We start from the raw sequence: 16,838 nt of genomic DNA, 5'->3' as shown, positions 1-16,838 counted from the left end.
CACGGTGGGCACATGGATGCCGTCACGGTCCCACTTCACGATCTGGCGGCACGCCTCGAGCAGCGACCAGCGGCCAATGGCCTCGATCTGGCCGGTCTCTTCCGCCACGGCGATGAAGCGCGAGGGGAAGATGTTGCCAAGATGCGGATGGTGCCAGCGTGACAGCGCCTCGACGCCGCTGAGTTCGAGCGTATGGGTGCGCACCTGCGGCTGGTAGTGCAGTTGCAGCATGCCCTGCGCCAGCGAATCACGCAGCGCCGATCCGAGCACCAGCCGGTCCTGCGCCACCTGATTTTTCTCGAGATTGGCGAAGCGGAAGATGCCGCGCCCGTCTTCCTTGGCCTGCCGCATGGCGGTATCGGCATGGCTGAGCAGGGATTCGCTGTCCGGCCCGTTGGCGGGGAAAGTGCTGATACCGATGGAGCACGAGATCGACAGCGTGTTCTGCCCGATCTGGAGCGGGCGACCGATGGTTTCGAGCAGCTTATGGGCAATTTCCTCGATCTGCCTGCCTTCGCAATCGGGCACCACCACCACGAACTCGTCGCCGCCCGAGCGGCTGAGCACGTAATCCTCCTTGGCGATGGAACGGATGCGCCCTGCGATCTCGACAAGGAACTGGTCGGCATAGACATGGCCAAGCGCATCGTTGATATCGCGGAAACGGTCGATATCGAGCATGAAGATGGCCAGCGTGCGGTTGCCGGGCTGGGCGATGATGTCTTCCATCACGCGATGCAGCGCACCACGGTTGAGCAGGCCGGTCAGGCTGTCATAGCGGGCAAGCTGGGTCAGGTGGGTCTTGGTGGCGTGCTGCTCCAGCGCCAGCGCGCAGAAGGGCAGGCACGCCCCCACAAGGCGCTGCGGCCATGCGCCAAGCTGGTTGGGCTCGCGCAGGTACAGCGCGAAGATGCCCGTCACCCGTCCGTCACCGGCCATGACCGGCGCCGCATAGCATGACTGCAGCCCCAGCGAGCGGCACATGGACTGATAATTATCCCACACCAGCCGACCGGTATAGGAGGCATTGGCCTTGAGCTTTTCCACATCTGAGGGTGACGGCACGGTGGTTTCAAGCGCGTTGCGGATGCGCGGCGGCAGGGCGGAGGTGCAGATCACCCGCCAGGGCTGCGCATCATCGAGCACCAGCAGGGCCGCGACCGAATTGGGCACGAAGGCTTCAACCTTGCGGCAGATCAGCTCGCCAATATCCTGGATCAGCATGTCGCTGGCCAGCGCCTGCAGCACGTCGTTCTGCAGGATCAGGATCTTGCGGCGCTGGCTCTCCTCCGTGACGTTCTTCATCACGCCCATGTAGTAGGTAAGCCGCTTGTCGCCCTGGCCGATCTGCACCTTGGAGAGTGAAAGCTCGCCACAGATGTATTCCCCATCGGCGCGGGTGAACTCCACCTCGCGCGATGTGCCGACAATGCGATTATGCCCGGTCTCGCGGTTGCGGTCGATGTAGCGGTCGTGCTCATGGCGCAGGCGGGTGGGCACCAGGCAGTCGACATTGCGGCCGATCACGCTGGCACGGGGAATGCCCCACAGGGCTTCCGCCGCCTGGTTATAGAAGATGATCTCGTTTTCCTGCCCGATGATGACGGTTGCATCAATGGCCTGCTCAAGGGCGGGAAGAAGGATTTCTGTGGTGAGGGCTGTGATATCGGGCATCGTCGTGCGGTCTTTCTTCGCTGTCATTCTGGGTGGGCCACGATCGCCCGCAAGCGGTCAGGATCGAGAATATGGATGGCGCGCCGTTCCCGGCAGATAAGCTGCTCGCGATGGAAGGCACTGAGGAGGCGGCTGACAGTCTCGGTGGTCAGGCCAAGGAAATCGGCCATGTCCGCACGTGAAATGGCCGGATCAACGGGCCAGAGTTCACCCGGCCCCATGCGCGTGCCCTGCCCGAGCAGGAAGGTTGCCAGGCGCTCGCGCGCGGTCTGGCGGCCAAGCATGAGCAGCCGGGCATGCAGGCTGACCAGCAGTTGCCGGGCGGAACTGAGCGAGGCCGCGCACGCACCGGGCGATGTTTCATGCAGATGGCTCATATAGGGCGCGGGCACGCACACCACCTGCAGGGTGCGCATGGCTTCTGCGCTGTAATGATAGCGGACGCAGGGATAGGCGGGGAGCACATCGCCTTTATGGGCAAAACCGATAATCTGCCGCCGCCCGTCAGGCAGGGATTTGAAAAGGCGCGCACCTCCGGCCACCACATGGAAATGCATGCTGGCGGGCATATCTTCCGTCATGAATTCCTGACGTTCGGAAAATGTCCGTTTCGTTCCATCAGAAGACAGAGAGGGCTGCACAAGAGACATGTTAATTTTTTTCTGTTCTCAACACGATTACGAATGATCTCATTAATGACATATTTTCGCCACAAGTTAATTTGTAAAATAGATGCAGAATATCCGGCTTGGATTTTCGCCCGTTCCTGACAGTTTATACTTTCAGTTAATGGTTAACGGGATATCAGGCCATATGATGTAAGTGTCCGTCATGGGTCGGGACTTCGCTGGCCCCATCGTGATACCCCTTGGGGGCATGACACGGGGCCACCTGTCCAGATCGTGAACAGATACGTCTTTTCCATGCCAGCCGCACCCGATCCGTATCGCGCACGACATGCCATAAGCATGGGTGTGTTATCATTGATTCCGATCATTGCGGCCGGCTTGCGGCCATCTGTCAGGTGGATGAGGCCCATATCATCCTGAAGGAACCGAGGTTGCCTTTGCCTTCTCCTGTCAGGGCCGGGCGGGACATAGCCCGCTATCCGGCACCTGATGCGTTGCCTCGCCTGTATGCCGCGGGGCGTGTAGGCCCCGTGGCGTTCTGCCGCCCCCCTGCGTGGCCTGTCGGGCCGGGAGCGTGGCCGCGCACACCCGCGTGGTCAGTGTGCAGCGGACCGGATACGCCAGTCAGCGCGCCGTCATGCCTTGCGCGCGGGAAGGAAGCGATCCTGCCATGATGCCGGGCCACGCGGCCCATGGCGTGGCAGTCAGGCAGTTCATTTCCCTCCTCCATGGCGCAACCATGAGCCTTCAGTCTCATGGTGATGATTTAAGATTTTATGAAAGTTTTCAGAAATTTCCAGAATATAAAATATACAGCATATAATATGCATCTTATTGAAAAGACCGGTTATTTTTGTAAAAATCGCAAAAAACCGCCATAATTTTTAAATCGTATCGCAACGGTCTTTTTTTTGAACAACAGGACGTGAACAGTCCTCTATCCACCCTGCCGCTCACTTCCGGCCTGTTGCCCCTGTGGGCAGGCCCGTGAGAATCATGGCCGTGGTGGGGCGGGTGGCCGCGACATAAAGCAGTTGTTGCGCTTCAAGCACATTGGTGGCGGCACGGCGGCTGATATCACCCACATCCACGAACACGCGGCCAAACGTACTGCCCTGCGCGGTATGCACGGTCATGGCGTAAACCGCCTGGAGCCGCCCGATGTTGCGGCGGAACACGAAGCGGTGCTGCCAGCGCGCGCGCTCAAGGGCAGCCTCGCGCTTCAGGCGCTGCTCGATCGCCCCCATATTCGCGCCGGGGCGCAGGATGGCCACCGGCGTTTCATCGCCCGCCAGGGTGCGCAACACCACATCATACACCGGCAGGTCCGTGGTCCATCCGGGCACCTTTGATGTGGCGGGAAAGGCATGGCGCAGCACGCCAGGCCGGATATCGGCAATTTCCGCCTCCTCGTTGGTGGCCACCATCACGCGCCGGCCTTCCACATCCATGACGGGAACACGGGCAATCACGCGCTCGCCCACCACAAAGGGCATGGGCGTCTCGCCCCCGTGCACCCACCGGCGCACGGCGCGGTTGACGGCATCGACCCGCGCATTGGTCCAGCACAGGTAGCGGAACGCATCGCTATCAGCGCGAAAGGCATCGGAGGTGAAAGCACGCTGCATCCAGGCATCAGGCGTGCGTGGCATGAACAGGCCCGCGCCTTCGTGGTGGCTGGCGCGGCACCATGACCAGTCCAGCGGGCCGCCCTGGCTTTCGCGGATGGCGGTGGCGGCGGCCACGAGCGGGTTGTCTGCCGCCTGCCGCACCACGGTTTCGAGATGCGAGGCCGAGCGGATGGCGAAGGACGGGCTGATCGCCTCGCCCACCGGTGGCAACTGCGCCGGGTCGCCCACAAACAGCACGAAGCGGTCAGGCACGAGGTCGCGCACCCAGCGCATGAGTTCGGAACCGACCATGGAACATTCATCAATGATGATGACATCCGCCGTGATCGGCTCGGGCCGATCGGCGCGCTGCAACACTTCGCGGCCATCCTGCGCGCCGGGCTGGAGCGAGAGCACATTATGAATGGTGCGGCATGGCGCAAGCTTGCCCACCCGCGCCTTGAGCACGGCGGTGGCCTTGTGGGTGGCGGCGGTAAACACCACATCCGCCCCCTGCTTGTGCAGCGCGCGGGCCACCTGCTGCATGAGCGTGGTCTTTCCCGTGCCCGCGTAGCCGGTCAGAAGATGCGTGGCCGAGACCCCGCGCGCGGCCAGGATTTCAGCCAGCGCACGCTCCTGGCACGCGGTCAGGACCGTGCGGGACATGGCACGCGGGAGCCTTTGGGGGAGCGGGACGGGCGCATCGAGGGGGGAAGCGTTCCTTCTGGGCAGGGCATTAAGTGAGGCAGTATTAAGCCGCCCCTTGCAAACGGGCCAGCACAAATGCATGGCTGACGGATGAACGGCCCCTGCACCCCCACGAAGAATGGGGCAAGGCTTGACGCGTCACGATGCCCCTCGTTACGCTGAACCACGCCTGACAAAAGGCGTTACAGGCCACATGATGCTCCATACGCCCTGCCCCGGCCTAAACCGACGCGGCCATGTGCCGCGCAGGCCACGCGCTCGGCACCTTCATGCCCCCCAGCCCGTGTGCCACGATCAGCCCCTTGGCGCAGGGTCCAGGAAACAGGACAGGCCGCAGCCCCTCTGTCACACTGACGGCCCCTTCCCGCTCATTTTTCATGAAGGCGTCTTATGCCCCTCACCCCGCCCGCTCCCCGCAGCACCCTTGACGCCATGACTGGCCGCGATGCCCGCGTCCATGCCAATGGCACGCGCCGCCGCTTTGCCCAAAACGGAAAAACCGGCGTGACGAGCGTGTAAGCTGCCGTGCCGCTTTCCTTCGCTTTTGGCACCCGCGCCCTGCGCTCGCTGCGCCATCGCCATTACGCCATCTGGGCTAGCGGGGCCGTCGTGTCGAACATTGGCACCTGGATGCAGCGCACGGCGCAGGACTGGTTTGTGCTGACCCAACTGACCGCGCATGACGCGACGGCGGTGGGCATGACCATGGCTTTCCAGATGGCGCCGCAACTGCTGTTCCTGCCCTGGACGGGCTATGCCGCCGACCGTTTCGACCGCCGCGCCCTGCTTATGCTCACACAGGGGTTGATGGGCGCCCTGTCGCTGGGGCTGGGCATCCTGACGGTCAGCGGCACGGCGCGGCTGTGGGAGATGTATGTCTTCGCCTTCCTGTTTGGCAGCGTAGCCGCCTTTGATGGCCCGGCACGCCAGACCTTCGTATCGGAACTCGTGGGGCGCGATGACCTGCCTAATGCGGTGGCGCTCAATTCGGTTTCCTTCAATGCCGGGCGCATGCTCGGGCCGGTCGCGGCGGGGGCATGCATTGCCGCCGTGGGCACGGGTTGGGCGTTCGTGCTCAACGGCTTTTCGTTCATTGCCGTGCTCATGTCCTTGCTGGCACTGAATGGCAGGGCCGTGACACCCCCTGCCAGGCGGGGGGCGCGGGGCCTGCTGGAAGGGTTCCGCTATGTGTGGCGGCAACCCGACCTGCGCACCATCGTACTGATGCTTCTGCTCATTGGCATGTTTGGCCTGAACTTTCCGCTGTTCATTTCCACCATGGCGGTCAGCGTGTTTCATGTCGGCGCGGGGCAGTATGGGCTGCTCAGTGCGTGCATGGCGGTGGGCACCATGATGGGCGCCGTGCTGGCGGCGGGTCGTGAAAAGGTCTCGATGGCAACCCTGCGCACGGGCGCGTTGCTGTTTGGCGTGGGGTGCCTGCTGGCCGCCATCGCCCCCGGCTACGGACTGTTTGCCGCGGCCCTCGGGCTGGTGGGGCTGGCGACCCTGACCTTTACCACCACGACCAACAGCCTGATGCAGCTTTCAGCCGCACCCGAGATGCGGGGCCGCGTCATGGCCATCCGCCTGGCGGTGGCCCTTGGCGGCACGCCGGTTGGCGCGCCGGTCGTGGGGTGGGTGGCCAATCATTTTGGCCCGCGCTGGGGGCTGGGCCTTGCAGCGGCCTCCGGCTTTGCGGCGGCGCTGGTGAGCCTGCGGGCACGCGGCCTGAAGCGGATTGAAAAAACGGCTTCATGATGACACGGATGCCGCCGGGTGATCCATAAACACTGCCCGGTTGCAATATGTCGTGTAGGACGCCCTCTGGCCATCATGGTTTTTTCAGGGTTTTATGGCTGTCATGCCGGAATTTTTACATGCCATCTCCTGACCCCGTCCCGCCCACCCGGCGCGCCACATCCATTGCTGGCAACCCGATGGTGCTGGCGCTGGCCTGCATCGTGGCCTGGAGCCTGATTGCGCCAGTATCCAAGCTGGTACTGGCATCGGTCAGTTTCTATAACATGCTGTTCATTTCCAACCTGTTTTCCTGCCTTGCCGTGGGGGCGGCGTTTGTCGTGCTGTGCGGCGGTAATTTCAGGCGGCTTTCCGTCCGTCTGCGCTCCAACCGGGTTGCCATGCTGTGTGGCGTGCTTGATGGGCTGTTCTATCTATGCCTGTACCACGGCTACCATATCAGCAACGGCGTGGCGGTGCTGATCGCGCAATATAGCTGGCCGGTGATGATCGTGGCCATTTCGGCCCTATTCTTTGGTGTGCGGCCCAGCCTGTGGCAGGCCCTGGGGCTGGCCTGTGGCGTTGCGGCCATGACGGTGACACTCAGCCGGGGCGATATCGGCCATATCGGTCTGGGCCACCCGACAGCACTCGGTCTGGTGCTGCTGGGCGCGTTGTGCTTTGCCGTGCTGTCCGTGCTCTCGCGGCATTATGTCAAGGATGCTTTGGCAGGCACGGTCTGGCTGTTCGTGGCTTCGACCGGAATATCGGCACTGGCGGGCTGGCAGGCAGGCGGGCTGGGCATGCCGCCGCGCGCCGCACTCCCCGGGCTGGTGCTGAACGGGGTGGCGATCAACGGCCTGTCTTATGTGTTGTGGATCATAGCCCTGGCGCGGGGCAATGCGGTGCGCATCTCGGCGCTGGTGTTCCTGACCCCCGTGCTGTCAACACTCTGGCTGGCGCTGTTTTTTCACGAACCCTTTCTGCCCGCTTATGCGCTTGGGCTGGCGCTGGCGCTGCTGGCGGGGCTTTTATGCCTGCGCGGCAGGCGCGAGGCACCATAAGCCCTCAGGCACAACGGCGGCCATTCACCCACACTTCCTGCACGCTCAGGTCAGCCCCCATCACCACAATATCGGCCCGGCGGCCGGTCATGAGCACGCCACGGTCATGCAGGCCAAGCCAGTTGGCGGCATGCGTGCTGACCAGCGCCGCCGCCTGCGGCAGCGAGGCCCCGGCCTGCATGGCGTTACGCAGCGCCTGGTCCAGCGTCAGCACGCTGCCCGCAAGCGTGCCATCGGGCAGTCGCGCCACGCCATCGGCCACCATCACGTTCTGGCCCCCCAGTTCGCTCGGACCATCGCCCGCGCCGGTGGCGCGCATGGCATCGGTTACGAACACCAGCCGGTTCCCCATGACCCGATGCGCCAGCCGGAACAGCGCGGGATGGACATGGTGGGTGTCAAACACCATCTCGGCATAGGCCATGTCACTGCACAGCAGGGCCGCCGCCGCCCCCGGCGCGCGCGCCATGACCGGCGGCATGGCGTTGAACAGATGCGTGCCCCCTGCCGTGCCGCCCATGCCGCATATGCGGCATATGGCCCGCTCCGCCTGCTCGTAACCGGCCAGCGTATGGCCGATATTGACCCTTATGCCCGCATTGACGAATTTCTGGATGGCGGCATCGACCTGCTCGAGTTCCGGGGCCAGCGTCACGACCTTGATGGCGCCGGTCTCGATTACGGCACTTACCCGCGCGGGCGTGGGCAATACGGTAAAAGGCGGCTGCGCGCCGCGCTTGTGCGGGCTGATGAACGGCCCTTCCAGATGCGCGCCGGGAATGCTGGGGCCGCCGTAAATGCCAAGATGCACGACATCGGCCACCGCATGCAGCGCCGCCATCACGTCAATCCACGGGGCGGTGATGGTGGTGGGCAGCAGGGTGGTCACGCCATGCGACAGATGGAACATGGCCAGATGGCGGATGGCATCCACCCCATCCATCATGTCAGCCCCGCCGCCGCCATGCACGTGGCCGTCGATGAAGCCGGGCAGAATGTAGCGATCGGGCACAAGCGAGAGCGGGCGCACATCGGTAATGGCCGTATCGAACACGACACGCCCCGGCATGACCCGGTCTGGCAGTACGATGTGGCCATCAATATTCACGGTGTGGCGTTCCCTATCCGGCAAGGGGTGAAGACATTATGGCCCTGTTAACCCACTACACCCTGAAATGCCATATGTTGCGTGACATGACCGCAATTAAGATCAGAATAAGATATGTATCAGATACAATAAATATCCTGCGTATAAAGAATATGGCCATTACATGATGGATTCATATTTCCCGCGCCGTGAGATGCTGCCCCCATATGCGCACTGCACGGACAAAAGCGCGTGTCATGCACCCCGGGCAGCCGGGCCGGTTTCATATCCACCTGAAAGCAGAACATCCCCGATGGCGCAGTCCTGATAGATCCACCGGTTCCAGTTCCGTATGATCCAGCCGGTGCCCACACCCCCGCCAGCGCCCTGACTTTGAGGTGGCAGGAAACAGCACACGAGACCTGCCTTGTAGCCCGTCGTCACCATCAGGCCGAAGGGCCTTTCACGATCCGGCATGTCAAACAGCATGAAATCGACCAGATCTTCATAAGGGTATTGTGCCGGAAACCTGAAAATGGCCCCGCGCCTGATGTTTTCTGCCCTGTAATGCAACAGTTTTACAAATTTCGTCATTATTGAAGCAGGGTAAGGCCGCGATACGCCACAATCAACAGCGCAATGCATGAAACCATGCCTGGGCAACCGGAGCGGAACGCATCATGACAATTGCGCTTTCAAGCCCGATAAGCCTTTCTGCCACGCGCAGGTGATGACCCGGCCCCGTCCTACGCGGGCAGGAACCGCATGCCAGCAACGCTCCGGTTATTCTTGACGGATCACGGCCGGGCCAGCGCGGCCCGCCCGTGCGCCCCTCAGTTGGTCACGCCGCCTGGCTGATAGGCGGAGAACCAGGCCGCCAGTTCCTCCGCCGGCAGCGGCTTGGAGAACATGTAGCCCTGCAGCACATCACAATCCATGTCGGCCAGCAGGCGGCGCTGTTCTTCATGTTCCACGCCTTCGGCCACCACGGTCATGCCCAGGCTCTGGCCAATGCGCACCACGGCCATCACCACTGCGCGCACCTTCTCTATGCTTTCCAGCCCGGTCATGAAACTGCGGTCGATTTTCACCTCGTTGACCGGCAGGCCCGCAAGGTTGGACAGGCTGGAGAAACCGGTGCCAAAATCATCCATCGACATGCCAACCCCCATTTCACGCAGCTTCTGGGCCACGCGGATGGTGCGTTCGTAATTGTCGATCATGGTGCTTTCGGTAATTTCTATGGTCAGGCTCTTGGGCGGGATGGCTGTCTCGGCCAGCAGTTCGGTCACGAACTGCGGCAGTGTTTCATCACGGAAATGCAGCGGCGAAAGGTTGACCGAAACCACCGGCACCTCCACGCCATCGCGAATCCACTGTGCCATCTGGCGGCATGCCGCGCGCAGCGACCATTTGCCAATGGCCTCGATCTGCCCGGTTTCCTCGGCCACGGTAATGAAGCGCGCGGGTGAGACAAAGCCCAGCGTGGGGTCGATCCACCGCGAGAGCGCCTCCACGCCATAAAGCCTGCCGCTGCTGGCATGCACCTGCGGCTGGTAGAACAGGCGCAGCCGGTCATGAGCAATGGCATCGCGCAGGGCGGCGGCCAGAATGAGGCGGTCGCTGGCCTGCTGGTTCATGCGCGGGCTGAAGAAGCAGCAATGCCCACCGCCATTCGCCTTGGCCTGGAACATGGCGGTCTCGGCATTCTTGAGCAGGGTATCGCCGTCCTCGCCATTTTCAGGGTGCACCGCCACGCCAAGGCTGGCCGAGAGGCTGACCGGCACATCGCCAATATGCGATGGTACGGCCAGCACGCGCAGGATGTGGGCGCTGAGCGTGGAGGCATGCTGCTGCTCGCCATTGGTCACGATGGTGAACTGGTCGCCGCCGCTGCGCACCAGCGTGTCGTCTATGCTCAGCACCTCACGCAGCAGGCCGGCAATGCGGGCAATCAGGTCATCACCCGCCGTATGGCCAAACACATCATTGATATGCTTGAAGTTGTCTATGCCCACGGTCACGAGCATGAGGTTGCCCCGCACGGCGCGGCGCAGCATGCGCGGCATGTTCTGGCGCAGCCAGCGGCGGTTGGGCAGGCTGGTCAGCAGGTCAAAGTCGGACAGGCGGTTGATGTGTTCCTTCGCCTCGTGCCGCTCTATGGCCAGCGTGCACAGGTGCAGGCTGGTGGCCACGGCCTTCTGGCAGGCGGCATCGGGCAGCGAACTGGTGCGCGAGTAGCAGGTGAACACGCCCGCCACCCGGTTGTTGCGCAGGATGATGGGCGTGGCGCGCGCGGCCTTGATGCCGTTATGCAGGGTCTGCTCGCGCATGTGCTGCCAGCGCGGGTCGTGGGCAATGTCCGGGCTTTCGGCCACACTGCCCGTGCTGGCGGCAACGCCCGAGCAGGCAGCGTCCGGGCCGATGGGCAGCGTGTCATACAGCTTGACCAGCGAGAGCGGCAGGCTGGCGCGGCCCTTGCATTTCAGCCGGTCGTCCTTTTCCACCAGGTAGATGGCGGGCATGACATCGGGAATGTAATGCTCGATGCGGCGGCAGATGAAGTCCATGACCTCATGCAGGCCCAGATCGCTTGAAATCGCCTCGAGCGTGTCACGCTGCAGGCTGTCAAGGAAGTGCTGCTCGGTAATATCGGTCAGCACCACCACGATGTTCTCGATCTCGCCGCTGTCATTGAACACGGGGTTCATGGCCGCCGAGACCCAGATATCGCGCCCGCTGGCGTGGCGGGCACGGATATCGAGCGTGAAGCCCTTGGCGTTGCGCGCGCCCTCATGCAACTGGTTGAGGATGCCGATATCGGTCGTATCGCCCGCAAGGATGACAGACAGGCCATGCCCCGTTACCCGCTCGGCCCCAAAGCCGAACATATCGCTGAAGGCGCGGTTGACATAGATGATGCGGAATTCGGGGTCGAGAATGGCCACGCCGCGATCCGTCTCGCGCACCACGAGCGAGAGCAGGCGGATCTTTTCGCGGTCATCAACTTCCTGCGAAATATCGCGGATCAGCGCCATGTAGCCGATCTTGCCATCCACCGCGATGCGCGAAAGCGAGAGGTTGGCCCAGAAGGTCGTGCCATCAAAGCGCTCGACACACACCTCGCGGCTGGTGCCGACGATCTTGTTGATCCCGGTCTCGCGGTTGTGGCGGATCAGGTCATCATGGGTGGAGCGGATGTTGCGCGGCACCAGCACGTTGACGTTGCGCCCGATCACATCCTGCCGCGAACAGTGCCACAGGCCTTCCGCCGCCTTGTTGAAAAAGGTGACGGTGTTATGCTCATCAATCAGGACAACGCCAAGAATGGTCTGTTCCAGCGCGGGCAGGACGGTTACCTGCATGTCATCTATCATGTCGCGGGGCATCTGGCTGTAGGTCTCCGGCTGGCTGAAAGCGAACGGGGGTGAGGCTGAAATCGTGACACCTGATTTTATGTTCCGGGCCACTGTAATAAGTGACAGCCAGCATGATGTTTCATACCCATGACTGTATTAATAAAGAGTATATGCCACACCGTATAAAATATTGTACTAATGATGCAGTAATAAACAGGCCCCATGCAGGCAGGAAGGGCGGCACACAAGGGCGTGAATATCCGGCCAGGCCCCACCGCGGCGGATGACAGGCCCGACGCAGCCGCAGGCAGCAGCGCCTCACTTAATGGTGGGGTCGCGTGCATTGCTGGAAAAACCGGTACTGCAGGTATATCATAATGCTCCCCCCACATGCAGGAGCCTGTATGGCACAATCAAGGTCCCGTTACCCCACCGGGCAGGCCACCCTGCCCGGTCCCGCCCCCCACCGAATGACCCGCCGGGGCAAAAGGGAAATGACGCAGCATGACTGAACAGGCATCCCACCAGGCAGGTGACGAAGGCATCCAGCCCCATGGCTGGCTGCTGGCATGCGATGCGCGGCTGGGGCATATCGTGCGCTGGTCGGCCAACGCCCCGGCGCATCTGGGGCGCGAGGGGCTGGAGGTTGGCCTGCCGCTGCGCGACGTGATCGGCCGCGACGCCACGCACAACATCCGCAACGCGCTGGCCATGCATGGCGAGGCCCATCGCAGGCCAGCCCTGGTGTTTGGGCAGGCCCTGCCCGGTGGCGGGCGGTATGACGTGGCCATCCACACCGCAGGCCCCGACATCATGCTGGAATGGGAGCCAGCCCTGAGCGAACGCGACGGGGCGCACCTGTCGCTGCTGCGCACCATGATCGACCGCATACGCGAGATCAGCGATTTCGACCGGCTGTTCCGCACCGTCGTGCGCCTGCTCTCGGGCGTGCTGCGCTATGACCGCGTCATGCTCTACCGCTTTGCCGAGGACGGGTCAGGCAAGGTCGAGGCCGAGCATCACGGCCCCAACCTTGAAAGCTTTCTGGGGCAGCATTTTCCCGCCTCCGACATGCCCGCCCCCTCGCGCAGGCTGTACAGCACCAACCTCATCCGCGTGATCGGCGACGTGGCGGCCGTGCCCGTGCCCGTGGTCTCGCCGGGCAATCCCCTGCCGCCCGACCTGTCGCACACCCATCTGCGCGCGGGCACGCCAAGCCATTACAGCTACATGCGCGGCATGGGCGTTGCCGCCTGCGCATCGGTCTCGCTGATGGTGGATGGCCGCCTGTGGGGCATGATCATGTGCCATCACTACAGCGCCCATGTGCTCAACATGAGCGAGCGCATCGTGGCGCGCATGTTTGGCGAGTTCGTCTCGCTCCAGATCACTAACCTGCTGCGCACCAAGCGGCTGGACATGACGCGCCAGACCCACGGGCTGATCGAGACCTTTCTCAAGGGCGCCGCCCCCGTGGCGGACATGCCCGCCTACCTCATGGCGCACCTGACCGACATGCTCACCTTCGTGCAGTGCGATGGCGCGGCGTTGTGGGTTGGCGGCCAGTGGACCTATACCGGCCAGCACCCGCCGCCTGCCGCCATGGCGGCCGTGCTGGAACTCGCCCGCACCCGCGCAGGCACCCAGATCTGGCATACAAGCTGCCTGGCCGCCTACATCCCCGACGCCGGAGACTACATGCGCGAGGCGGCGGGGGTGATGATCGTGCCGATCTCGTCGCAGCCGGGCGATTACCTGCTTGTGTTCCGTGGCGAGGAAATACGCAGCATGAAATGGGCCGCCGACCCCGCCGCCCCGCCCCGGAGCGAGGAGGAAGACGGCTATTTCGGCCCGCGCAGCAGTTTTGCGGTCTGGACCCAGCAGGTCACCGGCACCTGCCTGCCGTGGTCAGGCGATGACATGGAGGCGGCAACGCTGGTCCGGTCAGCACTGATCGAGGTCATGGGGGCCTACCACCAGTTGCAGTTGCGTGAACGCGCGAATGCCGACCTGCGCCAGCGCATGCTCAACGAGGAACTGAACCACCGGGTCAAGAACATTCTGGCCGTGGTGCAGTCGCTGGTCAGCCAGCCGGTGGAACCCGACATGACCCCCGCCCAGCATGTAGAGCGCCTGCGCGGGCGCATCCGCGCGCTGGGGCTGGCGCATGACCAGGCCGTGCGCAGCGATGGCGGCGGCCTGCTGCGCGCCCTGCTCGATGCGGAACTCGCACCCTACCGCGAGCGTTGTTTCATTACCTGCACCGGCCCGCGCATCTGGCTTACCGGCCAGGCGCTGTCGGTGCTGGCGCTGGTGGTACATGAACTGGCCACCAACGCCGTCAAATACGGGGCGCTGGGCCAGGCGCGCGGGCGGCTCGATGTGGCATGGTCGCATGATGCGGCACGCGATGAGTGGCGCATCACATGGCGCGAAAGCGGCGGCCCGGCCATTACCCCGCCCCAGCGCCGGGGGTTTGGCTCGGTGTTGATGGAGCGTGGCTTTCCGCATGAGCTTGGCGGGGCCACGCATACGCATTTTCACCCCGGTGGGCTGGAGGTGATCATGCACCTGCCCTGCCGCCATGTCAGGCCCGCCCCGGAGATGGACACCCCGGACGCGCCCCCTGCTTCGTTCCACGCCGCGCCCCCAAAGGAGAACCCCGTGCTCGATGCTGACATCCTTCTGGTGGAAGACCAGTTCCTCATTGCCATGGAAGCCGAAAGCGCGATCGAGGAAATCAACATCGGGCAGGTCCGCACCGTTGCCTCCGTCTATGAGGCGCTGAGCGCCATCAGCGCGCGCGTGCCGGATGTGGCGATACTCGACGTGAACCTCGGCGGTGAAAATTCGCTGGAGGTCGCGCGCATCCTGCGTGCGCGGGGCGTGCCGTTCATCTTCGCCACAGGCTATGCCGACCGCACCATGATCCCGCCCGAACTGCGCGACGTGCCGGTCGAGCGCAAGCCCTATTCAGCGCGTGCGCTGGCGGAAAAAATACGCCAGATCGTATCCTGACCCGACCCTGGCCGCCCCTCGCCGTGCCCCCTTCGCCGCAAGGAGATTTTCCATTCATGAAACGCCTTTCCGGTCCCTTTCGTGCTTCTTTCTCCGGTATGGCCTGCATGATGGCCCTCGGCATATCCATTCCCGCCCGGGCGGCCCCCCGGCCCGATGCGCTACAGGTGCCTCCGGGGTTTCATGTCAGCGTGATTTCGGATCACGTGCCGGGCGCGCGCGAACTCGCCCGCGGCGCACGGGGCACCATCTTCGCGGGCAGCATGGGGCCGGGCCGGGTCTATGCCATTACGGGCGTGGACGGCGGTGGCCCTGTGGTGGTGCGCACCATCGCCCATGGCCTGACCCTGCCGGTGGGCGTGGCCTATCATGATGGCGACCTGTATGTGTCCGACACGCAGCGCATTGTCGTGCTGCGCGATATCGAAAACCATCTCGACACGCCACCCCGGCCCGAAACCGTGGCCGACAACCTGCCCTACCGCATGGGCGACCATTCATGGAAATTCATTGCCTTCGGGCCGGATAACCGGCTGTACGTGCCCATCGGCGCACCGTGCAACATCTGCGATGTAAAGCATGATTTCGGCCGGATCATCAGCATGGCCCCCGATGGCACCGACCGGCGCGACGTGGCGTTTGGCATTCGCAACACGGTCGGTTTCACATGGCAGCCCGGCAGCGGCGCCATGTGGTTTACCGATAATGGGCGCGACAATATGGGCGACGACATGCCATCGGATGAACTCAACCGGCTCGATACGCCCGGCCAGTCCTTTGGCTACCCCTACTGCCATCAGGGCAACGTGCCGGACCCGGAATTTGGCACGCAGCATGCCTGCTCGGAATTCACGCCGCCTGCCCTGCTGCTTGGCGCGCATGTGGCAGCGCTCGGCCTGCGATTTTATGAAGGCAGCCAGTTTCCCGCCGCCTATCACGGCAACCTGCTCATTGCCGAGCATGGATCATGGAACCGCAGCCAGCTTGCGGGGTATCAGGTCGTGAACGTGGCGTTTGACGTGGATGGCAGGCCCATGCCGCCGCAGGTGCTTGTGGGCGGCTTCCGGCAGGGGCAGCATGCGTGGGGGCGGCCCGCCGATGTGCTGCCGCTGCCCGATGGCAGCGTGCTGATCAGCGATGACCTGTCCGGCGCACTCTATCGCCTGAGCTATGGCGGGGCTGCCTCCACGCCGTAAGCCATGCAACCGGCCTGCCCCTCTTCCATCGACACAGCCCCGCCCCCGTGCGTTGCGCAACGGTGCGCCCCAACCGGACGGAGGGACATTGCAGGCCCGCCCATTCCAGCCAAGGAGGCATGTCATGTCCATTCGCAAAACGCTCATGCTCGCCGCCCTGTGCGCCCTGCCCGGCATGACCGCGCGCGCTGCACGCCCACCCTCAACGCCAGCCCCCGCCATTGTGCCCGATACCACCCGGCCTGCCCCGCCACAGCGGCTGTACCGGCATTTATGGGCTGATGACAACGGTGTAAGCCATATTACCACCTGCCCGGTGCATGCGTTCTTTCTCAAAAGCATGTCGCCGCCTGCCGGGCCGCAATGGCAGGACCCCATGGCCCCGCAGATGGCAACCATCATGATGACGGTCCAGCCCGCGCACTGGAATGGCACCTGGCACCCCGACCCCAGGCCCCAGTGGATCATTCCGCTGCAGGGGCGGTGGTATGTACGGGCGATGGATGGCACGCGGGTGGAAATGGGCCCCGGCGACATCCTGTTTGGCGAGGACCAGGCCGTGCGCCCCATGGCCCATGGCCCTTTCCGCGGCAAAAAGGGCCATGATGCGGGCAATGTAGGCGATGGCCCGGTCACGCTCATGGTGATCCAGTCCGATGCGCCATCGGTTACGAACCAGCCCTGCCGCTATAATTAGAGGGGCGTGGCCTTATCCACAGATTCCGGGGATAGTCAGAAAGATAACCCTGTGGAAAA

The 16,838-nt window shown here is 63.5% G+C and carries 13 protein-coding genes; 6 read left to right on the top strand and 7 right to left on the bottom strand.

The features are described 5' to 3' along the window. From GXY01S_RS10750 to GXY01S_RS10740, 4 genes are all read right to left on the bottom strand, one after another. Positions 1 to 1,674 (bottom strand): diguanylate cyclase domain-containing protein (locus tag GXY01S_RS10750; RefSeq protein ID WP_061274944.1); only part of this gene is annotated, 1,674 nt, incomplete at its 3' end. 23 nt (positions 1,675 to 1,697) lie between these two features. Continuing rightward, positions 1,698 to 2,324: a Crp/Fnr family transcriptional regulator gene (locus GXY01S_RS10745; RefSeq protein WP_061274931.1), complete on the bottom strand. Its 627-nt coding sequence runs from the start codon at positions 2,322 to 2,324 to the stop codon at positions 1,698 to 1,700. 454 nt (positions 2,325 to 2,778) lie between these two features. Continuing rightward, positions 2,779 to 3,033 (bottom strand): hypothetical protein, encoded by a 255-nt coding sequence (locus GXY01S_RS18195; RefSeq protein WP_129551199.1) that lies wholly within the window; start codon positions 3,031 to 3,033, stop codon positions 2,779 to 2,781. A gap of 223 nt (positions 3,034 to 3,256) precedes the next feature. Beyond that, positions 3,257 to 4,579, bottom strand: a complete 1,323-nt coding sequence (locus GXY01S_RS10740) for an ATP-dependent DNA helicase (RefSeq protein WP_061274929.1) — start codon at positions 4,577 to 4,579, stop codon at positions 3,257 to 3,259. Between the two features lie 432 nt (positions 4,580 to 5,011). On the opposite strand from GXY01S_RS10740, the gene GXY01S_RS18980 reads away from it, so the two are divergent. The 3 genes from GXY01S_RS18980 to GXY01S_RS10730 all read left to right on the top strand — a co-directional run bounded on the left by GXY01S_RS18980 (position 5,012) and on the right by GXY01S_RS10730 (position 7,422). Continuing rightward, complete coding sequence (locus tag GXY01S_RS18980; RefSeq protein ID WP_255210422.1) at positions 5,012 to 5,140, top strand: hypothetical protein; 129 nt, start codon at positions 5,012 to 5,014, stop codon at positions 5,138 to 5,140. Positions 5,141 to 5,146: 6 nt separating this feature from the next. Then, on the top strand, positions 5,147 to 6,379 hold the full coding sequence (locus tag GXY01S_RS10735) for an MFS transporter (protein WP_082770840.1): 1,233 nt from the start codon (positions 5,147 to 5,149) through the stop codon (positions 6,377 to 6,379). A 119-nt stretch (positions 6,380 to 6,498) separates the two neighbouring features. Further along, complete coding sequence (locus GXY01S_RS10730; protein ID WP_061274927.1) at positions 6,499 to 7,422, top strand: DMT family transporter; 924 nt, start codon at positions 6,499 to 6,501, stop codon at positions 7,420 to 7,422. A gap of 4 nt (positions 7,423 to 7,426) precedes the next feature. Here GXY01S_RS10730 and nagA read toward each other — a convergent pair whose 3' ends face one another. From nagA to GXY01S_RS10715, 3 genes are all read right to left on the bottom strand, one after another. After that, positions 7,427 to 8,530 carry an N-acetylglucosamine-6-phosphate deacetylase gene (nagA, locus tag GXY01S_RS10725; RefSeq protein WP_061274925.1) on the bottom strand — a complete coding sequence of 368 codons (1,104 nt, stop codon included), beginning with the start codon at positions 8,528 to 8,530 and terminating at the stop codon, positions 7,427 to 7,429. A 234-nt stretch (positions 8,531 to 8,764) separates the two neighbouring features. Then, on the bottom strand, positions 8,765 to 9,103 hold the full coding sequence (gene imm45, locus GXY01S_RS10720; protein WP_082770838.1) for an Imm45 family immunity protein: 339 nt from the start codon (positions 9,101 to 9,103) through the stop codon (positions 8,765 to 8,767). Positions 9,104 to 9,342: 239 nt separating this feature from the next. After that, positions 9,343 to 11,898 carry an EAL domain-containing protein gene (locus GXY01S_RS10715; RefSeq protein WP_061274923.1) on the bottom strand — a complete coding sequence of 852 codons (2,556 nt, stop codon included), beginning with the start codon at positions 11,896 to 11,898 and terminating at the stop codon, positions 9,343 to 9,345. A 474-nt stretch (positions 11,899 to 12,372) separates the two neighbouring features. On the opposite strand from GXY01S_RS10715, the gene GXY01S_RS10710 reads away from it, so the two are divergent. The 3 genes from GXY01S_RS10710 to GXY01S_RS10700 all read left to right on the top strand — a co-directional run bounded on the left by GXY01S_RS10710 (position 12,373) and on the right by GXY01S_RS10700 (position 16,779). Beyond that, positions 12,373 to 14,886 carry an HWE histidine kinase domain-containing protein gene (locus GXY01S_RS10710; protein WP_061274922.1) on the top strand — a complete coding sequence of 838 codons (2,514 nt, stop codon included), beginning with the start codon at positions 12,373 to 12,375 and terminating at the stop codon, positions 14,884 to 14,886. 98 nt (positions 14,887 to 14,984) lie between these two features. Beyond that, the gene (locus GXY01S_RS10705) at positions 14,985 to 16,082 is read left to right on the top strand and encodes a PQQ-dependent sugar dehydrogenase (protein WP_110570402.1); all 1,098 of its coding nucleotides are present in this window, start codon (positions 14,985 to 14,987) and stop codon (positions 16,080 to 16,082) included. Positions 16,083 to 16,206: 124 nt separating this feature from the next. Continuing rightward, positions 16,207 to 16,779, top strand: coding sequence for a cupin domain-containing protein (locus GXY01S_RS10700; RefSeq protein ID WP_061274918.1), 573 nt, complete (start codon positions 16,207 to 16,209; stop codon positions 16,777 to 16,779). Positions 16,780 to 16,838 lie beyond the last annotated feature (59 nt).

The organism is Komagataeibacter xylinus NBRC 15237, from assembly GCF_001571345.1.
GTDB classification, from domain to species: Bacteria; Pseudomonadota; Alphaproteobacteria; order Acetobacterales; family Acetobacteraceae; genus Komagataeibacter; species Komagataeibacter xylinus.
Note: the sequence above shows the minus strand (reverse complement) of the source record. Positions and strands in the feature narration are given on the sequence as shown.